Consider the following 19,846-nt stretch of genomic DNA (forward strand, 5'->3'; position numbering starts at 1 on the left):
TATAATCCGCGGGATGAACGCCAGAACCGATACGCCGCAGCCGGCGACCCCTTCCGACACGGCAGCCGCTATGGCGGCGGAGCCGCCCGCCACGGCCGAACTCCCCCCGCCCGCCCCGACTTCCACCACGCCCGCCACCGCACCGGCGCCGGCGGACGCCATCGAACGCGGCGGCCCCGATCACCAGCAGTTCGTCGACTGGCTGCGCATGGTGGCGCCGTATATCCATGCCTTCCGCGGCAAGACCTTCGTGATCGCATTCGCGGGCGAACTGGTCAAGTCGGGCGTGCTCAACGCGCTGGTCAACGACGTCGCGCTGCTGCACGCGATGGGCATGCAGATCGTGCTGGTGCACGGCTCGCGCCCGCAAGTGGAAGAGCAACTGGCACTGCGCCATGTCGAGTCTCAATTCGTCGACGGCGTGCGCATCACCGACAACGCCGCGCTCGAATGCGCCAAGGAAGCCGCCGGCGAACTGCGCCTTGACATCGAGGCCGCCTTCAGCCAGGGCCTGCCCAATACGCCGATGGCCGGTGCGCAGCTGTCGGTGATTTCCGGCAACTTCGTCACCGCGCGCCCGGTCGGCATCGTCAACGGCACCGACTACCAGCACACCGGGCTGGTGCGCAAGATCGACGCCGAGTCGGTGCGCATGTCGCTGTCGCACGGCAAGGTGGTGCTGCTGTCGCCGCTGGGCTTCTCGCCGACCGGCCAGGCCTTCAACCTGTCGATGGAGGACGTGGCCAGCGCCACCGCCACCGCGCTCAAGGCCGACAAGCTGATCTTTATCACCGAGGTGCCGGGCGTGCCCGACCCGGTCGGCAAGCTGATGCCGGAAATGTCGCTGCGCACGGCCGTGGAGCGCCTGCAGAACAACCACCTGCCGCACGACGTGGCCGACTACCTGCGCCACCTGGTCAAGGCGCTCAAGGGCGGCGTGCCGCGCGCGCACCTGATCCCCTACGCGCTGGACGGGTCGGTACTGCTGGAACTGTTCCTGCACGATGGCGTCGGCACCATGCTGTCCGATACCGACCTCGAAAGCCTGCGCGAAGCCACGCTGGACGACGTCGGCGGCATCCTGCAGCTGATCGCGCCGCTGGAAGCGGACGGCACCCTGGTGCCGCGCGGACGCCACCTGATCGAGCGCGATATCGCCAATTTCTCGGTGATCGAGCACGATGGCGTGCTGTTCGGCTGCGCCGCGCTCTATGACTACCCGCGCGAGAACATGGGCGAGATGGCTTGCCTGACGGTCTCCGCTGAAGCCCAGGGCACAGGCGACGGCGAGCGCCTGCTCAAGCGCATCGAGCGCCGCGCCCGCGCGCTCGGCCTGGAGCGCCTGTTCGTGCTCACCACGCGCACCGAGCACTGGTTCCTCAAGCGCGGCTTCGTCCACGCCAATGTGGACGACCTGCCAGAAGACAAGCGCAAGCTCTATAACTGGCAGCGCAAGTCGATGGTGCTGATGAAAAAACTGTGACGGCGTAGGGTCAATGGCCGCCGCGCCGCGGCCAGCCGCCCTGCTTGGCTACAATAGCGCCAGCGCCCTGAGCCCAGTCTAACGAACGTACAAGGAGTCCCCCATGGCCCGCATGGTCCATTGCATCAAGCTGAACAAGGAAGCCGAAGGCCTCGACTTCCCGCCGCTGCCCGGCGAGCTGGGCAAGAAGATCTGGCAGAGCGTGTCGAAGGAAGCGTGGGCCGGCTGGCTCAAGCACCAGACCATGCTGATCAACGAGAACCGCCTGAATATGGCCGACACGCGTGCGCGCCAGTACCTGATCAAGCAGACCGAAAAATACTTCTTCGGCGAAGGCGCCGATCAGGCCCAGGGCTACGTGCCGCCGCAGTCCTGATTCCGGACCGCATCAGACGACAAAGGGGTGCCCGAGGCGCCCCTTTGTCGTCTGGCCGCTGACGGGCCGGCCAGCCGGATCAGTAGTCCGTGCGCTGCACACCGTCGCCGGTGCCAAGCAGCAGCACGTCCGCGCCACGCAGCGCGAACAGGCCCACGGTGACCACGCCCGGCACCTGGTTGACGGTCTGCTCCAGCCCGCGCGGATCGTCGATCTTCAGGCCGGCGACGTCCAGAATCACATTGCCGTTGTCGGTCTTGTAGATGCCGCCTTCCTTGGTCATGCGCAGCTTCGGCTGGCCGCCCAGCGCCTGCAGCTTGCGCGCGACTGCCGCACGTGCCATCGGAATCACCTCGACCGGCAGCGGGAAGGCTCCCATGGTGCCGACCAGCTTGCTGCCGTCGGCGATGCAGACAAAGCGCTTCGCCACCGAGGCAACGATCTTCTCGCGCGTCAGCGCGCCGCCCCCGCCCTTGATCATGGCGCCGCTGGCATCGATCTCGTCGGCGCCGTCGACGTACACGGGGATCTCGTCGACCTCGTTCAGGTCGAGCACCTTGAACCCGTGCTGCTGCAGGCGGCGCGTGGAAGCCTCGGAGCTCGACACGGCACCCGCGAAGCGCTCCTTGAACGCCGCCACGGCATCAATGAAGAGGTTCGCGGTGGAGCCGGTGCCCACGCCCAGCACGGCACCTTCGGGAACTTCCTGCTTCACATAGTCGGCGGCGGCCTGCGCCACCAACGCCTTGAGTTCATCCTGAGTCATGACAACAGCCAGATTGCGGTGGAGGAAACGCATAGTGTAGCGGATTGAGCGGCATCCCCCGTCACCGGCGGTACAATGGATTGGCCGGGGCCGGTGCTTGCCGCCCTGCCACCGCAAACCGAATCGCCAACGATTCAGCGCCAATTCAGCGCCAATTCAGCGCCAACGACTAAGCGACATGAACCAGCTCGAACAACTCAGGCAGTTCACCACGGTAGTGGCCGACACCGGCGACTTCCAGCTGATGAAGCAATACACCCCGCAGGACGCGACCACGAACCCCTCGCTGATCCTGAAGGCCGTGCAGAAGCCCGAATACCGGCACTTGCTGGAAAAGGCGGTGCAGGATCACCATGGCAACGGCGGCGTCGATGCGGTGATGGACGAAGTGCTGATCGCCTTCGGCTGCGAGATCCTGGCGATCGTGCCGGGCCGCGTCTCGACCGAAGTCGACGCGCGCCTGTCCTTTGACACCACCGCCACCGTCAACAAGGCCCGCCACCTGATCCAGCTGTACGAGCAGCGCGGCATCGCGCGCGAGCGCGTGCTGATCAAGATCGCCTCGACCTGGGAAGGCATCCGCGCGGCCGAGATCCTGCAGCGCGACGGCATCCGCTGCAACATGACGCTGCTGTTCTCGCTGGTGCAGGCGGTGGCCTGCGCCGAGGCCGGCGCACAGCTGATCTCGCCCTTCGTCGGCCGCATCTTCGACTGGTACAAGAAGCAGGCCGGCGAGCAGTGGGACCCGGTCGCCAACGGCGGCGACAACGATCCCGGCGTGCGCTCGGTGCGCCAGATCTATGACTACTACAAGAAGTTCGGCTACCCGACCGAGGTGATGGGCGCGAGCTTCCGCAGCACCGCGCAGATCCTGTCGCTGGCCGGCTGCGACCTGCTGACCATCAGCCCGGAACTGCTGGAGCAGCTGGCCGCCGGCCAGGGTGCGCCAGAGCGCAAGCTGTCGGTCGACCAGGCCCAGGCCGCCAATATCGCCCGCATCACGGCGGACGAGCCGTCGTTCCGCTGGCAGCTGAATGAAGACGCAATGGCCACCGAGAAGCTGGCCGAAGGCATCCGCCTGTTCGCGGCGGATGCAGTCAAGCTGGAAAAGCTGATCGGCGAGATTGCCAAATAAGAAGCCGGCGGGGCCGGCTCAGTCCGGCTCCACCCCCGGTTGCGGCCACAGCAGCGGCAGCAAGGCGCCTGCCGCTGCCGGCACCACCAGGTCCGCGGTCTGGTCCAGCGCGGACGGCAGCGGGTTGATCACGATGACGGGCGCGCCGTGCTCCTTCGCCAGCCCCGGCAGCGCGGCAGCCGGATAAACCAGTCCCGACGTCCCCACCACCAGGCACAGGTCCGAAGTCTCCGCCGCATGCTCGGCGCGAAAGCGCGCCACGCGCGGCAGGTCTTCGCCGAACCACACCACGCCCGGGCGCATCAGTGCCCCGCACAAATGGCAGCGCGGCGGCATGCCGGGCACCGCGCTGGCTTCCTCGCAGCGCCCGCACCCGTCCAGCCATTTGTTGGCAAACAGGTTGCCATGCAGTTCGATCACATGCTGGCTGCCGGCACGCTGGTGCAGGCCGTCGACGTTCTGCGTCACCAGCGTGACGGTCTTCTGCGCGGCCAGCGCCACCAGCGCGTGGTGCGCCGGATTGGGATGCGCGGCCGCCACGAGCGCGCGCCGGTGCAGATACCACTCCCACACCAGTTCGGGCTGGCGCCGGTAAGCCTCTTCGCTGGCGAGCTCCTCCGGATTGAACCGTTCCCACAGGCCAGTCATCGCTTCGCGGAAGGTCGGCACGCCCGACTCGGCCGAAATGCCGGCACCGGTCAGCACGAAGATGCGGCGCGCCTGCGCGATCAGCCGACGCGCCTCTTCCATCCCCGGCCAGGGCTCAGAGGTGGAACGTAGCGGATCGGCCACCATGGCTTCAGCGCGGCAGGCGCCGCTGGCGCACCGCTTCGTACAGGCAGACGCCGCTGGCCACCGAGACGTTGAGGCTCTCGACGCCGCCGGCCATCGGGATGCCGACCAGTTCATCGCAGGTCTCGCGCGTCAGCCGGCGCATGCCCTCGCCTTCGGCGCCCATCACGATCGCGGTCGGGCCCTTGAAGTCGATGTCGTAGAGGGATTTCTCGGTACCGTCGGCGGTGCCGATCACCCAGATGCCGCGCTCCTGCAGCTCGCGCAGCGTGCGCGCGAGGTTGGTCACGGTGATATACGGCACGGTCTCGGCCGCGCCGCTGGCCACCTTGGCCACGGTTGCATTGAGTCCGACGCTGCGGTCCTTGGGCGCGATCACCGCGTGCGCGCCGGCGCCGTCGGCCACGCGCAGGCAGGCGCCAAGGTTGTGCGGGTCGGTGACGCCGTCGAGCACCAGCAGCAGAGGCGTGCCTTCGATGCCATCCAGCAGTTCGTCCAGGTTCAGTGCCAGCGCGACGTCCTCGGCGCGCGCCACCACGCCCTGGTGCCGGTCGGTGCCGGCCATGCCGCGCAGGCGCTCGGCATCGACGGGGTGCAAGCGCACGCCCAGGCTTTCGGCCAGGCGGACGAAGTCTTGCATGCGCCGGTCGCGGCGGGCGGATTCGATGTAGATATCCGACACGCCCTTGGGATCTTGCCGCAGGCGCGCGGTCACGGCGTGGAAGCCGATCAGGAGTTTTTGTTTAGCCATGGGCGCGATTGTACTCGCCCGTGCGCCGTCCCCGCGCGGGCGGGGACGGCGGTTGGCCCTGACTTGCGCCTTTAATCGTCCTGGCTCGCCTTAACGCTTGCGCGGGGTGCGCTTGGCGGCAGACTTGCCGGCCGTCTTGGCGGGACGCGACTTCGACGCCGGCTTGCGCGGCTTCTCCAGGTGCGCGGGCTTGGGCTTGGCCGCGCGCTTGGCCGGCTTGCCGCCGGTCCTGACGTGCGGCTTGAGCGGAGTGATCACCGCTTCGAACACCGGCTGCTCCTCGATCACGCGGTCGAGCGTCTCGTCGAACGACTCTTCCGGCTTGGACGAACCGCCCAGCAGCGCCGCCAGCTGGCGCCCCTTCTTGCGCGCCGGCACCGCATGGGCGGCCGGGACGCGCGGCTGGGTGTCGGCACCGGTTGCGCGCGCACGCAAGGTCTTGGCCGACGGTTCCTGCACCAGGCGGAAGTCGATCTTGCGAGCATCGAGGTCCACACGAGAGACCTGCACGCGCACGCGGTCGGTCAGGCGATAGCGGATGCCGGTGCGCTCGCCGCGCAGTTCGTTGCGCGCCTCGTCGTACTGGAAGTAATCGCTGCCCAGTTCGGTCACGTGCACCAGCCCTTCGACATACAGCTCGTCGAGCTGCACGAAGATGCCGAACGACGTCACGGCGCTGACGGTGCCGGCAAAATCGCTGCCCAGCTTGTCGCGCATGAAGTAGCACTTGAGCCAGGCCTCGACATCGCGCGAAGCCTCGTCGGCACGGCGCTCGTTGGCCGAGCAATGCAGGCCGAGCTCGTCCCAGATCGCCTCGTTGCGCTTGGCGCGCGCCGCGGCGAGCTCCGCCTTCTGCTCGGCGTCCTTGGCCTGCAGGCGGCGCGCCTTAGGCGAGATCGCGGTATTCAGCTCGGTGCCGTGGGCAAACGCCGGCTGGTACTTGGTATGCGCCAGCACCGCCTTGATCGCGCGGTGCACCAGCAGGTCGGGATAGCGGCGGATCGGGCTGGTGAAGTGCGCGTAGGCCCCGTACGCCAGGCCGAAGTGGCCGATATTGTCTGGGCTGTACACCGCCTGCTGCATCGAGCGCAGCAGCATGGTCTGCAGCATCGGCGCATCGGGGCGGGACTTGATCTTGTCCATCACCTCGGCATAGTCGGACGCCTGCGGCTTGTCGCCGCCGCCCAGCGACAGGCCGGCGGTCTTCAGGAACTCGCGCAGGTTCTTCAGCTTCTCTTCGCTGGGGCCGGCGTGGATGCGGTACAGCGCCGGGTGCTTGAAGCGCTCGAGGAAATCCGCCGCGCACACGTTGGCGGTCAGCATGCATTCCTCGATCAGCCGGTGCGCATCGTTGCGGGTGCGCGGCAGGATCTGTTCGATCTTGCCCTGCGCATTGCAGACGATATAGGTCTCGGTGGTGTCGAAGTCGATCGCGCCGCGCTCGCGCCGCGCCTTCAGCAGGACCTGGAACAGCTCGTACAGGTTCTGCAGGTGCGGCACCAGTTCGGCGCGCTTGTGCGCCTCGGGACCCTTGGTGTTGGACAGGACCGACCAGACCTCGTTGTAGGTCAGGCGCGCGGTCGAGTGCATCACCGCGGGATAGAACTGGTAGCCCTTGAGTTCGCCCTTGGCCGTGAGCACCGCATCGCAGACCATGCACAGCCGGTCGACGTTGGGATTGAGCGAGCACAGCCCGTTGGACAGCTTCTCCGGCAGCATCGGAATCACGCGGCGGGGGAAGTAGACCGAGGTGGCGCGGTCCAGCGCATCGGCATCCAGCGGCGTGCCGGGGCGCACGTAGTGCGACACATCGGCGATCGCCACGATCAGGCGCCAGCCCTTGGCACGGCCGATCTTGACCGGCTCGCAGTAGACCGCGTCGTCGAAGTCGCGCGCGTCTTCGCCGTCGATGGTCACCAGCGGAATGTCACGCAGGTCGATGCGGTGGTCCAGGTCGGCCTGGCGTACTTCGTCCGGCAACGCGGCGGCTTCCTTGGCCGCGGTCGGCGAGAAGGCATGCGGCACGCCATACTTGCGCACCGCGATCTCGATCTCCATGCCGGGATCGTCGATCTCGCCGAGGATCTCCACCACGCGGCCCACCGGCTGCACATAGCGGTCGGGATATTCGATCAGCTCGACGCTGACCACCTGCCCCACGCGGGCCTTACCCTGCGCCTTGGGCGGAATCAGGATGTCCTGGCTGATGCGCTTGTCTTCCGGTGCGACCACCAGCACGCCGCCCTCGCTGAGTAGCCGCCCGATCACGTAGCGGTTGGCGCGCTCGATGATCTCGACGATCTGGCCCTCGGGCCGGCCGCGGCGGTCGTAGCCCACCACGCGCACTTGCGCGCGGTCGTTGTGCATGGCCTTCTGCAGTTCGCGCTCGGGCAGGAAGATATCGTCCTCGCCATCGTCGCGGATCAGGAAGCCGAAGCCGTCGCGGTGGCCCTGCACGCGGCCGGTGACGAAGTTGGGCTGGTGGGCCAGTTCATAGCGGCCCTTGCGGTTCAGTTCGATCTGGCCGTCGCGTTCCATCGCTGCCAGGCGCTTCTGGAAGCCGTCATGCTCCTTGCGCGTGACCGACAGGGCCTTGGCGATATCGCCTGCCGACTGCGGAGATCCCGACGTTCTCAGCACGCCCAGGATTTCTTCCCGGCTGGGGATCGGATAGTTGTTCTGATTCAATTTTTTCTGGAAACTATTTGACAAAATTCTCGCGCTCTCTATAATGAGCGCTTCGGTTGTTTCGACACCTGCCCAGGTGGCGGAATTGGTAGACGCACTAGGTTCAGGTCCTAGCGGTGGCAACACTGTGGAGGTTCGAGTCCTCTCCTGGGCACCAGATCACCGGGAAACCCGCAGCGCTTTCGAGCCCTGCGGGTTTTTTGTTTTCGGCGCTTTGTTGGCGTACCAGATCCGGCAACTTCCACTCCTTGCTTGGCGGCAACTTGCCGCGGTGTCATACATCAGCGTACGGGTTTTCTCCCGCCCTTGGAACCGCGCACAATTGCCTTGCGCGGCAACCGAACCACATCGGTCCGGCAATGCCGAGGAGTGTAACAGCTTCAGTGGCGATTCCGGCATTCCGCGGGCACGGCCGGCTACCGACGCCACCGGTTCCCGTGCCGCGCGGCGGGCGCCGCGGGCACAGATGAAGCGGGACGACGCTCAGGCGCTCGCGTCGTCGTCGAGCAGGCTGGCGCGCTTGCCGCGCTTGAGCCAGGCGCCCAGGTTGTGGGGACGCAGCGTGTCGTACTCTTCGAACGGCTGGTGGATCCAGGGGTTCGACGGCAGGAAGGTCACGTGATAGTCCGGCTCGATCTTCGAGCAGGCCTTGTACCACAGCACCGCCGAGCGCACCTCGGTCACCGCCGGATAGCGCTCCTTCAGGTGGCGGCCCACGCGTTCCAGCGTGATGCCCGAATCGACCAGGTCGTCGACCAGCAGGATCTTGCCCGACAGCTCGCCGCGCGTCATTGTGATGTATTGCGCGATATCCAGGTCGCCCTGCTGCGTGCCAGCCGCCTCGCGATAGCTGCTGGTAGCCAGGATCGCCAGCGGCACGTCGAAGATGCGCGACATCTGGTCGCCCACGCGCAGGCCGCCGCGCGCCAGGCACAGGATCTTGTCGAACTTCCAGCCAGACTCATGCACGTTCAGCGACAGGCGTGCGATCAGGCGGTGGTATTCGTCCCACGAGACCCACAGGTTCTCTTCATCGTTGGTTGGCAGGTTCATCGTTTTGCTCTAGATATCTTCGTGGCCCGTTGGCCCGGATGGCCCGGATGGCAAATAAGGCTCGGCCCGCTTGCGCGGGCCGATGGTCTGTTGCAGGCCGCGGCGTTCGTGACGCCGCGGCACTACGTCATGCTTCTGGTTGCCGGGTCAGGCCTTGTACGGGTGACGCAGCAGGATGGTCTCGTCGCGGTCCGGGCCGGTCGAGATCATGTCGATCGGGATGCCCACCACTTCTTCCACGCGCTTCAGGTAGACGCGGGCCGCCTCCGGCAGCGCGTCCCACGACTTCACGCCGAAGGTCGATTCGTTCCAGCCCGGGAACTCTTCATAGACCGGCTCGCAGCGCGCCACGGCGTCGGAGCCGCGCGGCAGGATGTCGACAGTCGTGCCGTCGAGCTTGTAGCCGACGCACAGCTTGATGCTGTCCAGGCCATCGAGCACGTCCAGCTTGGTCAGGCACAGACCCGACACGCCGTTGATCTGCACCGAGCGCTTGAGCGCGGCCGCATCGAGCCAGCCGGTGCGGCGCGGACGGCCGGTGACCGAACCGAATTCCTTGCCGACGTTGGCCAGGCGCACGCCGACCTGGTCCTGGCGCTGCGGGTTGTCGTTGTCGTACAGCTCGCTGGGGAACGGGCCCGAGCCCACGCGCGTGCAATAGGCCTTGGTGATGCCCAGGATGTAGTTCAGGCGGCCCGGACCGACGCCGGCACCCGCGGCGGCCGCACCGGCCACGCAGTTGCTCGAGGTCACGAACGGATAGGTGCCGTGGTCGACGTCGAGCAGCGTGCCTTGCGCGCCTTCGAACATCAGGTTGCCACCGGCGGCGTTGACCGCGTACAGCTCGGCCGAGACGTCGGCCACCATCGGGGCCAGGCGCGGCGCGAAGGCCAGCGCATCGTCCAGCGTCTGCTGGAAGTCCACCGCTTCGGCGCCCAGGTACTGGGTCAGCATGAAGTTGTGGTAGTCCAGGTTCTCGCGCAGGCGCTCGGCAAACTGCTCGGGATCGAACAGGTCCTGCACACGCAGCGCGCGGCGGGCAACCTTGTCCTCATATGCCGGGCCGATGCCGCGGCCGGTGGTGCCGATCTTGGCCGCGCCGCGACGGGCTTCGCGCGCCTTGTCGATGGCAACGTGGTACGGCAAGATCAGCGTTGCCGCCTCGGAGATGCGCAGGCGGCTCTGCACCTGCAGGCCGGCGGCTTCGAGTTCTTCGATTTCACGGAACAGCGCCTCGGGCGACAGCACCACACCGTTGCCGATGTAGCAGATCGTGCCTTCGCGCATGATGCCCGACGGGATCAGGCGGAGAATGGTCTTCTTGCCGCCGATGATCAGGGTGTGGCCAGCGTTGTGGCCTCCCTGGAACCGCACCACGCCCTTTGCATGGTCGGTAAGCCAATCGACGATTTTTCCTTTGCCTTCGTCACCCCACTGGGTGCCGATCACGACGACATTGCGTCCCTGGCCTACTGCGGATGCGGACATATTGCTTTGGTCAATAGGTTAAAAACGTATTCTACTCTTGTTGCAGGGCGATTCCCGATTTTTGGGCGGGATTGCTCGCCCGGCGTCAGCGCGGCACCACGGCCCAGCCGGAATCCTGGCGCACCAGCTGGCGATCACAGTTGAATTCGTCGAGCTCGTGAGTATGGCCCGGCAACGACTGGATCACGATCTCGCCAGCGGCACGCAGCGCGGAAATCGCGGCACGCAGTGCCGGATCCGCATCCCAGGGCGCGAAAATCGCCTGGGCGCGCACTTCCACCGGTGACAGCGACGCCACTTCGCGCAGGTCGAGCGAAAAGCCCGTCGCCGGGCGGGCGCGGCCGAAGGCTTCGCCCACCTTGTCATAGCGCCCGCCGCGGGCCACGTAGTTGGGCAGGCCCGCCACATAGGCGGCGAACATCACACCGCTGTGATAGTGGTAACCGCGCAGGTCCGACAGGTCGATATTGACGCTGGCGCCACGCACCTGCACCGCCAGCGCGGCCAGTTCGTCCAGCGCGCGGCCGATCGCCGGGCTCGGCGGCAGCGTGGCGCGGGCGCGGTCCAGCACTTCGACCCCGCCGTACAGCGTCGGCAGCGCCAGCAGCGCATCGCGTTCGGTCTGCGGCATGCCCACGGTCAGCTCGCGCAGCGCGGGCACGTCCTTGGTCTCGAGCGCGGCAAAGAGTGCGTCCTCGATCTTGCGGATCGACGGCAGTCCGGCCAGCAGCGCTTCCAGGATGCCGGCGTGGCACAGGTCGATGCGGATCTCCGACAGGCCCGCAGCCTGCAGCGCAGCCAGCATCAGCTCCTGGATCTCGACGTCGGCTTCGAGGCCGGCGTGGCCGTAGATTTCGGCACCGATCTGGATCGGCTCGCGCGTGGCATGGAAGCCCGCCGGCCGCGCATGCAGCACGTTGCCGGCATAGCACAGGCGCGTCACGCCTGGCCGGTTCAGCAGGTGGGCGTCGATGCGCGCCACCTGCGGCGTGATATCGGCGCGCAGGCCCATGGTGCGGCCCGACAGCTGGTCCACCAGCTTGAGCGTGCGCAGGTCCAGGTCATGCCCGGTGCCGGTCAGCAGCGACTCCAGGTATTCCAGCATCGGCGGCATGACCAGCTCGTAGCCGTAGGTGCGGAACAGGTCCAGCATGCGGCGACGCAGTTCTTCGATCTTGCGCGCTTCCGACGGCAGCACGTCGGCAATGTTTTCTGGTAGCAGCCAATGGTTGGACATGGTGAATCTCTTCTCGGTCATTCGGTTACCCCGCGGGCTCCGCGCCCGCGGTGCCGGGCCACGCCCGGGCACATTGTTGCCGCAGCCCTGCCTCTCCGCGCGCCCGGTCCATCACTCGGCAATGATGGCTCCAGCCGGACAAAACCCCGGCAAGCCGGGGTTTTGTCAATTCGCCACACGGACAAGCGGACGTTCTAGCGCTTGCCTCCGGACCCGCCGGACGCGGCCGCCGCGGCGCCGCCGCTGGAACGCATATAGCGGAAGAACTCGGAATTGGGCTCCAGCACCAGCACGTCGCGCTTGTCGCGGAAGGTGTTGCGATACGCTTCCATGCTGCGCCAGAACTGCGCGAACTGCGGGTCGCGGCCAAAGGCATCGCCGTAGATCTGCGACGCCTTGGCATCGCCGTTGCCCTTGATCACCTGGGCATCGCGATAGGCCTCGGCCAGCACCACTTCGCGCTGGCGGTCGGCGTCGGCGCGGATCTTTTCGCCCTCGGCGGCGCCGGTGGAGCGCAGCTCGTTGGCCACGCGCTTGCGCTCGGCCTCCATGCGGCGGTACACCGATTCGCTGATCGCCGGCAGCAGGTCGACGCGCTTCAGGCGCACGTCCAGGATCTCGACACCCACCGACTTGGCGTATTCGACCATGCCGCTGCGGATGGCCTGCATCACCTGCTCGCGCTCGCCCGCGACCACGTCGGCCACGGTGCGCCTGCCGAACTCCTCGCGCGCCACGGCATCGATACGCTGGGTCATGCGGTCCTGGGCGCCGCGCAGGTTGCCGCCGAAGGCGACGAAGAACTTGCGCGGATCGGTGATGCGCCACTTGACGAACCAGTCCACCACCATGCTCTTCTTCTCGGCGGTCAGGAAGCGCTCGTTGGCGGCCACGTCGATGGTCTGCAGGCGGCGGTCCATGAAGACCACGTTCTGGAACGGCGGCGGCAGCTTGAAATGCAGGCCGGGCTCGCGCACCACCTGCTTGATCTCGCCGAAGGCGAACACCACGGCGTACTGGCGCTGGTCGACCACGAACAGCATCGACGACAGCACGGCCAGCAGGATGAAAAAGCCGATCGCGAAGGAAATCAGTCGGTTCATGACGGGTCTCCTCAGCGCGAGTCGCGGTCACGGTTGCGCAGCGATTCGCGCGACCGGGTATCCGGCGAAGTCTCGGGAGCCGGCGCCGGCGTGCCGGCTCCCGGCTGGCCAGGGGTGGCCGCTCGGCCGTCGCCAGCTTGTGCCATCAGCTTGTCCAGCGGCAGGTAAAGAAGATTGTTGCCCTGGCGCGCGTCCACCAGCACCTTGGTCGAATTGGTGTAGATCTGCTGCATGGTTTCGAGATAGATCCGGTCGCGCGTCACCTGCGGCGCCTTGGCGTATTCGGCCTGCACCGAGCGGAAGCGCGAGGCATCGCCCTCGGCCTGCGCCACCACGCGCGAGCGGTAGGCTTCGGCCTCTTCCATCAGGCGCGCCGCGGTACCCTTGGCGCGGGGGATGATGTCATTGGCATAGGCCTGGCCTTCGCTGATCGCGCGCTCGCGGTCCTGGCTGGCCTTGTTGACGTCATCGAACGCGGCCTGCACCTGCTCGGGCGGCTGCACGCTCTGCACGTTGACCGACAGCACGCGGATGCCAGTCTTGTAGGCCGACAGGATGGCCTGGATCGACTTGGCCAGCCCCTGCGCGATCTGCTCGCGGTTCTCGTACAGCACCGCATCCATCTTGTTGCGGCCGACGATCTCGCGCACCGAGGTCTCGGCGGCCTGGGTCACCAGCTCCTCGTCGCCGCCGCGGTCGGTCTTGTTGAAGAACAGGAACTCGGTCGCGTCCTGGATGACGTACTGCACGGTGAAGCGCACGTCGATGATGTTCTCGTCCTGCGTCAGCATCGACGAGTCTTTCAGGTTGCTGTCCTTGATCGAGGTGGAACGGCCCACTTCGACCGAGCGCACCGCCGACAGGTTGACAACCTCGGCCGACTGGATCGGCCAGGGCAGCCGCCAGTTGATGCCGGGACCGGCCGAATACTTGAACTTGCCGAACTGCAGGATCACGGCGGTCTGGCCTTCCTGCACCATGAAGAAGCCGCTGGCCAGCCAGATGCCGACCACCGCGGCCACGATCACGCCGACGCCCACGCCCGAGCCCTTGCCCGGGGTGCGCGGGCCGCCGAATCCCTGGTTGCCGCCACCGCCGTTTTCCTTGCGGCCGAGCAGGCCGTTCAGGCGGCGGTTGAAGTCGCGCCACAGTTCGTCCAGATCCGGCGGGCCGCCATCCTGCTGCGGGCGCTGGTTCTGCTGGCGGTTGTCGTCGCGGCCGTCCTTCTTGTCGTCGTCGTCACCATTGCGACCCCAGCGCGGATCGTTCAGCGAGAAGATGGCGCGCAGGCGCTGCCAGCCCGCGCGTGGCGCGAAGCGGCTGCCTGGTGTCAGGCTCGAATCAGCATTCCGGGGAAACTGGGGCATGAAGTGCACGGGTCCGGGGAAGTTTGTAACAGGGGGATTCTAGCAGTCATCTGCGCCACATTTACCCAAATCGCGACCAATCCGTGGAAAGGCGCTCCGAATCGGGCCGCAGATGCGCCGCTGCGGCACCACTGCGGCACCTGAGCCGCGCAAGACTCCGCGCTGGCCCGGCTCAGGGCCTGGCCCCCAGCTGGTCGTCGTCGGCGCCATCGCCTGCCAGATCGCCGCTGTCGCCGTTGCCCTCATACAGATGGGCGTCGCCCAGCCTCTGGTCGTAGGGCGCGGGCTCCGGCGGGCGGCTGGCCAGCCACTGGGCCACCTCGACCACCGCTTCGCGCAGCGCATCCAGGCCGATCCCTTCGCGCGCGCTCAGGAACACCCGGGTGGGAATGCCGTCTTCATCGCGCTCGGTGCGCGGGCCCTGGTCCAGCAACTCGGGCGCCGCATCGATCTTGTTCATCACCACGATCTGCGGGATGTCGGACGCGTCGATCTCGGCCAGCACGCGGTTGACCTGTTCGATCTGCTCATGGCGCACCGGACTAGATGCATCGACCACATGGAGCAGCAGGTCGGCATGGACCGTTTCCTCGAGCGTGGCACGGAACGCCGCCACCAGCTGCGTGGGCAGGTCGCGGATAAATCCGACCGTGTCGCTCAGCACCACGTTGCCCAGCCCGTCCAGGAACAGCCGCCGCGAGGTGGTATCGAGCGTGGCGAACAGCTGGTCGGCGGCATAGGCGCGCGCCTTGGTCAGCGCGTTGAACAGCGTCGACTTGCCGGCATTGGTATAGCCCACCAGCGAAATGCTGAGCGTGTCGTTGCGCGCGCGTGCGCGCCGCTGCGTGCTGTGCTGGCGCTGCAGCCGCGAAAGGTCCGCCCTGAGCCGCTTGGCACGGTCGTCCAGCATGCGCCGGTCCAGCTCGAGCTGGCGCTCGCCGGGGCCGCCGCGCATGCCGATACCGCCCTTCTGCCGCTCCAGGTGGCTCCACGCGCGCACCAGCCGCGAGGCGCGGTACGTCACCTGCGCCAGCTCGACCTGCACCTTGCCGACGTGGCTCTGCGCGCGCTGCCCGAAGATGTCCAGGATCAGGCCGGTACGGTCGATCACGTGGCGGTTCAGGAAGCGCTCGAGGTTACGCTGCTGCGCCGGGCTGAGTGCGTGGTTGAACACGACCACGTCGGCATCGAGCGCGTCGGCGGCTTCCTTCAGTTCCTCGGCCTTGCCCGAGCCGATAAACAGCGCCGGATCCGGCCGCGAGCGGCGGCCCGTCAGCGTATGCACCGGCAGCGAGCCGGCGGTGGAGGTCAGCAAGGCGAGCTCGCTGAGGCTTTCCTCGAAATCATGCTTGCCGAAATCGACGCCGACGAGGATGGCGCGCGACGGGGCAGTGTTGGAAGTAGCTCTGGGATCCAAGGGATGGCGCGAATGCGCTGGGAATTAGCGGTAGCGAGAGGAATAGCAAGGAATAGCGGAACGCTTTCCGATGGTTTCCAGGGATGGCCGGCGGAAGTCCCGCCCTGCCCTGTCCCCGGCCGGGATGGCTGCCCGCACCGGGCGGGAAGCCACGGCGGCGAGATGCGCGGCCGGTCCGGCAGGCACCGGCCGCGCTGGCGCACCGGTACCGGGCATCGGTGCAACCCTGAAGGGCGCCAGGCCGATGCCTTGGGTCCGCGACCGCGGGTTGCCGCGGCCGTGAGGCAGATCAGTTCTCGGAGGAATCATCCACGCGGAAATTGACCGCGCGCGCCGGAACGACGGTGGAAATCGCATGCTTGTAAACCATCTGCGTCACAGTGTTACGCAGCAGCACGACGTACTGATCGAACGATTCGATATTGCCTTGCAGCTTGATGCCATTGACGAGGTAGATGGACACCGGCACGTGCTCTTTGCGCAGCGCGTTCAGGAACGGGTCTTGTAGCAGTTGCCCTTTGTTGCTCATGGCACACTCCAAATTTATAGGTTTAGTGGTGAATGATGGGGATGGAACTCCCCGGTTCAAGTCAAGCGGCGCAAAAACGCGCCAGAAAAAAGATCAAAAACGGTACCAAGTCGGCGTCAATGCACAGGGAACCCCCTGCTACCGTGAATTTAGCCGCAGTTCCAAACGAACGCAAACGAAAACTGGCCCCGCCAAGGATCCGATTCCGGACTCAATCCTTCGAGTCCGCGTACGGATTTTTGTTCGTACGGAATTCGATGCGCAGGGGGGTGCCCTTGAGCTTGAAGGCCGCACGGAAACGGTTTTCCAGATACCGCCGATAGGTCTCCGCAACCCCTGACAGCGCGTTGCCATGGATCACGATGATCGGCGGATTCGAGCCCCCCTGGTGCGCATAGCGCAGCTTGGGACGCGATGCGCCGACGCGCTTGGGCTGCTGGAATTCGACCGCTTCCTGCAGCACGCGCGTCAGCTGCGGCGTCGGCAGCTTGACCATGGCCGCGGCATAGGCGTCGTCGACGGAACGCATCAGCGCGCCGATGCCGGTGCGCTCGCGCGCCGACACAAAGTGGAAATTCGCGAAATTCAGGAATTGCAGCTTGCGCTCGAGGTCGTGCTTGATGCGGTCGCGGGTATGGCCGTCCAGCCCGTCCCATTTATTGACGCCGACCACCAGCGCGCGGCCGGATTCAACGATAAAGCCCGCGATATGCGCGTCCTGGTCGGAGATGTCCTGTTGCGCATCCAGCAGCAGGATCACGACGTTGGCATCGGCGATCGATTGCAGCGTCTTGACCACTGAAAATTTTTCAATCGCCTCGAACACCTTGCCGCGCCGGCGCAGGCCCGCCGTGTCGATCAGCGTATAAGGCTTGCCGCCGCGTTCGAATTCCACGTAGATGGCGTCGCGGGTCGTGCCTGGCATGTCGAACGCGATCACGCGCTCCTCGCCGATCAGCGTATTGACCAGCGTGGACTTCCCCACATTGGGGCGCCCGACGATGGCGATCTTGACGCCCTTGCCGTCCACGGGCTCTTCGGCGGCCAGTTCCGGGCGCTCCTGCACCGCCAGCTCGATCGCTTCGTCGACCAGCTCGCGCACGCCGTCGCCGTGGGCAGCGGAGATCGCGTACGGATCGCCCATGCCGAGCTCGTAGAAATCCGCGGCAACCGAGGTGTACTTCATGCCCTCGGCCTTGTTCACCGCCAGCATGATGCGCCGGCCGGTCTTGCGCAGGTAGTCGGCAATGGCGCGGTCCTGCGGCGCCAGGCCGAGGCGGCCGTCGACGATAAAGATCACCACGTCGGCCTCGACCACCGCCTGCTTGGTCTGCTTGGCCATCTCGGCGACGATGCCTTCCTTGACCACCGGCTCGAAGCCGCCGGTGTCGATGGCGATGAACGGACGCTCGCCGACGCGGCCCTCGCCATAGTGGCGGTCGCGCGTCAGGCCCGGCAGGTCGGCGACGAGGGCGTCGCGCGAGCGGGTCATGCGGTTGAATAGCGTCGACTTCCCCACATTGGGACGGCCGACAAGTGCGATAACTGGTTTCATGCAATAAACGGAAACGGGGGCCGGCACCTGCCGCCCCCCGGTTACTCCGGAGTCAATGGATCCGACGGCACGCGCACCCGTGGGCGCCCTTGCCGCTTGTCCTGTCGGGGCGCGGCGCCGGTCAGCAACCCGCTGCGCAATTTGCCGCACGACCAGGGATCATGCTACCGGATTCGGCGCGCACCGTACCGACAGGTGTACGGCAGCGCGCACTGCTTGCTGGTCAGCCCGGCTGGAACCCGAAGACGTCGCCGTCGCGGGTCTGGATCACCAGCGTCTGCCCCGCCACCACCGGCGCGGCGGTGATGGCGCTGCCATCGGTCTTCATGCGGGCGACGACCTGGCCGTCCTCGCGCGACAGGAAGTGGACATAGCCTTCGAAGTCGCCCATCACCACCGAGCGGCCCAGTGCCAGCGGCGCACCTAGGCGGCGGTTGCGCATCTGGTCGTTCTTCCAGCGCTCGGTGCCGTTCTGGCGGTCGAAGGCATGCACCACCGACTGCTCGTCGCTGGCATAGATGGCATTGTCATCCTGCGCGGGGCCGCTCGGCGACGAGAAATCCTTGCCCCACTGTGGCTGGCCGCTGGCCAGCTCAAGGCAGGCCACGCGTCCCTGGAAGGTGGTGGCGCAGACCTGGCGGCCGCTGATCATCGGCTGGCCGGTGACATCGTTCAGGCGCTCGATCTCGGATACGCCCTTGGGATAGGAGATCGTGCTTTCCCAACGCAGCACGCCGTTGCCCGGCGTCAGCACGCCCAGCTTGCCGCCGGGAAAGCCCATCACGATGCCGTCACCGGCAAACACCATCCCCATCGCGGCACGCAGGTTCAGCGGCGTCTGCGAGCGCTGGTAGATCCAGCGGCGCTCGCCGGTCCCGGCGTCGAGGCCGAACACGCGCGTGTCGGTGGTGCGCACCACCACCAGGCCGTTGCCGACCAGCGGCGCGGACAGCACCTCGCCGTTGACCTGCTTCTTCCAGATCTGCTTGCCGCTGGCGTCGAAGGCGTAGATCGCGCCCTTCTCGCCGGCGACCGCGGTCACCGAGCCATCGCTGCCCGGGCCGGAGGTCAGGTCCAGGTCGGTCTTGGCCTTCCACAGCACGCGCCCGGAGGCGCCTTCCAGCGCCATCACGTTGCCGTTGTTGGACGACACATAGACATTGTTGCCCGCCGCGGCGGGCTGCATCGAATACGGGCCGCTCTTGCCCACATCGGCCTTCCACGCCTGGCGCACGGTCAGCGTGGCCGAGACCGGCTTGAGTTCGGCGGGCGGGTGCTTGTTTTCCTTGCTGAACAGCGAGCAGCCGCCCAGCGCGGCCAGGCAGGCAGCCGCCACCAGCGCACGGGTCACGGCGCGGGCGCGCTGGCGGTGTACGGCACGGGAAAGCACTGACGTCATAAGGTTACGGTCCTGGTTTTGCGTGATGCTATAAAGCGCGCGCGGCCGCATCAGGCCGCGCCCAGCGCATCGAGCTTGAACTGGATGATCTGGCGCGTGGCCGGCTCGGCCTCGCCCAGCTTGTCCAGCGCCTTGCGATAGGCGGCGCGCGCGTCGTCGCGCTTGTCCTGCGCGGCGAGCAGGTCGCCGCGGCGGTCGGCATACAGCGACATGAACGCTGCCGGCGGTTCGTCCTTCAGCAACGCCAGGCCTTTGTCATAAGCCTTTTCGTCGAGCAGCACGCCGGCCAGGCGCACCCGCGCCAGATGCGCGTATTCTTCGTCGCCGTGGTCGATGGCCCACTGCAGCTGGGTCTTGGCCGCGGCCAGGTCGCCCGCGTCATACAACACGCGGCCGGCGACCAGTGCGCTCATCTGGCCATAGGCGGTACGCCCGTACTTGTCCTCAAGGTCGGTTGCCGCACGCTTGATGCGTTCGACATCGCGTGCCTCGGCGGCCTTGAGCACCTGCTCGTACAGCACCGCGGCCTCGCCGGCCTGCTTGCGCTCCCAGTACTTCCAGCCGTTCCAGCCGGCAAACGCCAGCAGCGCGGCGATGACCACCCAGGTCAGCGCATTGCCGTACTGGCGCCACCAGGCCTTCAGATTCTCAAGCTGTTCCTGTTCTTCTAGATCGTAAGCCATGTCGAGGCAATCACCTGCGTTGGT

At 66.7% G+C, this 19,846-nt stretch carries 17 protein-coding genes and 1 tRNA gene; 4 read left to right on the forward strand and 14 right to left on the reverse strand.

Annotation, left to right across the window (positions count from 1 at the left end; translation table 11 throughout):
* Positions 1 to 70 precede the first annotated feature (70 nt).
* Both argA and E0W60_RS21210 read left to right on the forward strand, forming a co-directional pair.
* Entirely contained in the window at positions 71 to 1,483 is a 1,413-nt protein-coding gene (gene argA / locus E0W60_RS21205) for an amino-acid N-acetyltransferase (protein WP_135706289.1), read from the forward strand.
* 103 nt (positions 1,484 to 1,586) lie between these two features.
* Complete coding sequence (locus E0W60_RS21210) at positions 1,587 to 1,859, forward strand: oxidative damage protection protein (RefSeq protein ID WP_029046163.1); 273 nt, start codon at positions 1,587 to 1,589, stop codon at positions 1,857 to 1,859.
* 79 nt (positions 1,860 to 1,938) lie between these two features.
* Here the strand turns inward: E0W60_RS21210 and rpiA are convergent, their stop codons facing one another.
* A complete protein-coding gene (rpiA, locus tag E0W60_RS21215; RefSeq protein ID WP_029046162.1) occupies positions 1,939 to 2,625 on the reverse strand; it encodes a ribose-5-phosphate isomerase RpiA in 687 nt (228 codons plus the stop codon).
* Between the two features lie 178 nt (positions 2,626 to 2,803).
* Here rpiA and tal point away from each other — a divergent pair, with 178 nt between their 5' ends.
* Complete coding sequence (tal, locus tag E0W60_RS21220) at positions 2,804 to 3,760, forward strand: transaldolase (protein WP_133096519.1); 957 nt, start codon at positions 2,804 to 2,806, stop codon at positions 3,758 to 3,760.
* A gap of 18 nt (positions 3,761 to 3,778) precedes the next feature.
* On the opposite strand, the gene E0W60_RS21225 is transcribed toward tal, so the two are convergent.
* The 3 genes from E0W60_RS21225 to rnr form a co-directional block, all read right to left on the reverse strand.
* Entirely contained in the window at positions 3,779 to 4,510 is a 732-nt protein-coding gene (locus E0W60_RS21225) for an SIR2 family NAD-dependent protein deacylase (RefSeq protein WP_240745883.1), read from the reverse strand.
* Positions 4,511 to 4,559: 49 nt separating this feature from the next.
* Complete coding sequence (gene rlmB / locus E0W60_RS21230; RefSeq protein ID WP_012353149.1) at positions 4,560 to 5,303, reverse strand: 23S rRNA (guanosine(2251)-2'-O)-methyltransferase RlmB; 744 nt, start codon at positions 5,301 to 5,303, stop codon at positions 4,560 to 4,562.
* Positions 5,304 to 5,393: 90 nt separating this feature from the next.
* Positions 5,394 to 7,991, reverse strand: coding sequence for a ribonuclease R (rnr, locus tag E0W60_RS21235; protein ID WP_135705502.1), 2,598 nt, complete (start codon positions 7,989 to 7,991; stop codon positions 5,394 to 5,396).
* Positions 7,992 to 8,061: 70 nt separating this feature from the next.
* Between rnr and E0W60_RS21240 the strand changes: the two genes are divergently transcribed.
* Positions 8,062 to 8,148, forward strand: a tRNA-Leu gene (locus tag E0W60_RS21240).
* 326 nt (positions 8,149 to 8,474) lie between these two features.
* On the opposite strand, the gene E0W60_RS21245 is transcribed toward E0W60_RS21240, so the two are convergent.
* From E0W60_RS21245 to E0W60_RS21290, 10 genes are all read right to left on the reverse strand, one after another.
* Entirely contained in the window at positions 8,475 to 9,044 is a 570-nt protein-coding gene (locus tag E0W60_RS21245) for a phosphoribosyltransferase (RefSeq protein WP_029046156.1), read from the reverse strand.
* A 147-nt stretch (positions 9,045 to 9,191) separates the two neighbouring features.
* Positions 9,192 to 10,532: an adenylosuccinate synthase gene (locus E0W60_RS21250; protein ID WP_135705503.1), complete on the reverse strand. Its 1,341-nt coding sequence runs from the start codon at positions 10,530 to 10,532 to the stop codon at positions 9,192 to 9,194.
* Between the two features lie 85 nt (positions 10,533 to 10,617).
* A complete protein-coding gene (locus E0W60_RS21255; protein ID WP_135705504.1) occupies positions 10,618 to 11,769 on the reverse strand; it encodes an ATP phosphoribosyltransferase regulatory subunit in 1,152 nt (383 codons plus the stop codon).
* Positions 11,770 to 11,963: 194 nt separating this feature from the next.
* Positions 11,964 to 12,872: a protease modulator HflC gene (hflC, locus tag E0W60_RS21260; RefSeq protein ID WP_133096524.1), complete on the reverse strand. Its 909-nt coding sequence runs from the start codon at positions 12,870 to 12,872 to the stop codon at positions 11,964 to 11,966.
* Between the two features lie 11 nt (positions 12,873 to 12,883).
* Positions 12,884 to 14,239: an FtsH protease activity modulator HflK gene (gene hflK / locus E0W60_RS21265; RefSeq protein WP_135705505.1), complete on the reverse strand. Its 1,356-nt coding sequence runs from the start codon at positions 14,237 to 14,239 to the stop codon at positions 12,884 to 12,886.
* 172 nt (positions 14,240 to 14,411) lie between these two features.
* A complete protein-coding gene (gene hflX, locus E0W60_RS21270; RefSeq protein ID WP_135705506.1) occupies positions 14,412 to 15,656 on the reverse strand; it encodes a GTPase HflX in 1,245 nt (414 codons plus the stop codon).
* A 289-nt stretch (positions 15,657 to 15,945) separates the two neighbouring features.
* Entirely contained in the window at positions 15,946 to 16,185 is a 240-nt protein-coding gene (gene hfq / locus E0W60_RS21275; RefSeq protein ID WP_029046151.1) for an RNA chaperone Hfq, read from the reverse strand.
* Between the two features lie 211 nt (positions 16,186 to 16,396).
* A complete protein-coding gene (gene der, locus E0W60_RS21280; RefSeq protein WP_133096527.1) occupies positions 16,397 to 17,740 on the reverse strand; it encodes a ribosome biogenesis GTPase Der in 1,344 nt (447 codons plus the stop codon).
* Between the two features lie 223 nt (positions 17,741 to 17,963).
* Positions 17,964 to 19,139 carry an outer membrane protein assembly factor BamB gene (bamB, locus tag E0W60_RS21285; protein WP_133096528.1) on the reverse strand — a complete coding sequence of 392 codons (1,176 nt, stop codon included), beginning with the start codon at positions 19,137 to 19,139 and terminating at the stop codon, positions 17,964 to 17,966.
* Positions 19,140 to 19,189: 50 nt separating this feature from the next.
* On the reverse strand, positions 19,190 to 19,822 hold the full coding sequence (locus E0W60_RS21290; protein ID WP_135705507.1) for a YfgM family protein: 633 nt from the start codon (positions 19,820 to 19,822) through the stop codon (positions 19,190 to 19,192).
* Positions 19,823 to 19,846 lie beyond the last annotated feature (24 nt).

Source organism: Cupriavidus oxalaticus (assembly GCF_004768545.1).
Taxonomy (GTDB): domain Bacteria; phylum Pseudomonadota; class Gammaproteobacteria; order Burkholderiales; family Burkholderiaceae; genus Cupriavidus; species Cupriavidus oxalaticus_A.

Bases quoted from the DNA above. Each gene is read 5' to 3' on its own strand.
- tal (WP_133096519.1), top strand. From the start codon at position 2,804: ATGAACCAGCTCGAACAACTCAGGCAGTTCACCACGGTAGTGGCCGAC.
- argA (WP_135706289.1), top strand. From the start codon at position 71: ATGGCGGCGGAGCCGCCCGCCACGGCCGAACTCCCCCCGCCCGCCCCG.
- E0W60_RS21290 (WP_135705507.1), bottom strand. From the start codon at position 19,822: ATGGCTTACGATCTAGAAGAACAGGAACAGCTTGAGAATCTGAAGGCC.
- E0W60_RS21245 (WP_029046156.1), bottom strand. From the start codon at position 9,044: ATGAACCTGCCAACCAACGATGAAGAGAACCTGTGGGTCTCGTGGGAC.
- E0W60_RS21250 (WP_135705503.1), bottom strand. From the start codon at position 10,532: ATGTCCGCATCCGCAGTAGGCCAGGGACGCAATGTCGTCGTGATCGGC.
- E0W60_RS21255 (WP_135705504.1), bottom strand. From the start codon at position 11,769: ATGTCCAACCATTGGCTGCTACCAGAAAACATTGCCGACGTGCTGCCG.
- rpiA (WP_029046162.1), bottom strand. From the start codon at position 2,625: ATGACTCAGGATGAACTCAAGGCGTTGGTGGCGCAGGCCGCCGCCGAC.
- der (WP_133096527.1), bottom strand. From the start codon at position 17,740: ATGAAACCAGTTATCGCACTTGTCGGCCGTCCCAATGTGGGGAAGTCG.
- bamB (WP_133096528.1), bottom strand. From the start codon at position 19,139: ATGACGTCAGTGCTTTCCCGTGCCGTACACCGCCAGCGCGCCCGCGCC.
- hflC (WP_133096524.1), bottom strand. From the start codon at position 12,872: ATGAACCGACTGATTTCCTTCGCGATCGGCTTTTTCATCCTGCTGGCC.
- hfq (WP_029046151.1), bottom strand. From the start codon at position 16,185: ATGAGCAACAAAGGGCAACTGCTACAAGACCCGTTCCTGAACGCGCTG.
- hflK (WP_135705505.1), bottom strand. From the start codon at position 14,239: ATGCCCCAGTTTCCCCGGAATGCTGATTCGAGCCTGACACCAGGCAGC.
- E0W60_RS21225 (WP_240745883.1), bottom strand. From the start codon at position 4,510: ATGGAAGAGGCGCGTCGGCTGATCGCGCAGGCGCGCCGCATCTTCGTG.
- rlmB (WP_012353149.1), bottom strand. From the start codon at position 5,303: ATGGCTAAACAAAAACTCCTGATCGGCTTCCACGCCGTGACCGCGCGC.
- E0W60_RS21210 (WP_029046163.1), top strand. From the start codon at position 1,587: ATGGCCCGCATGGTCCATTGCATCAAGCTGAACAAGGAAGCCGAAGGC.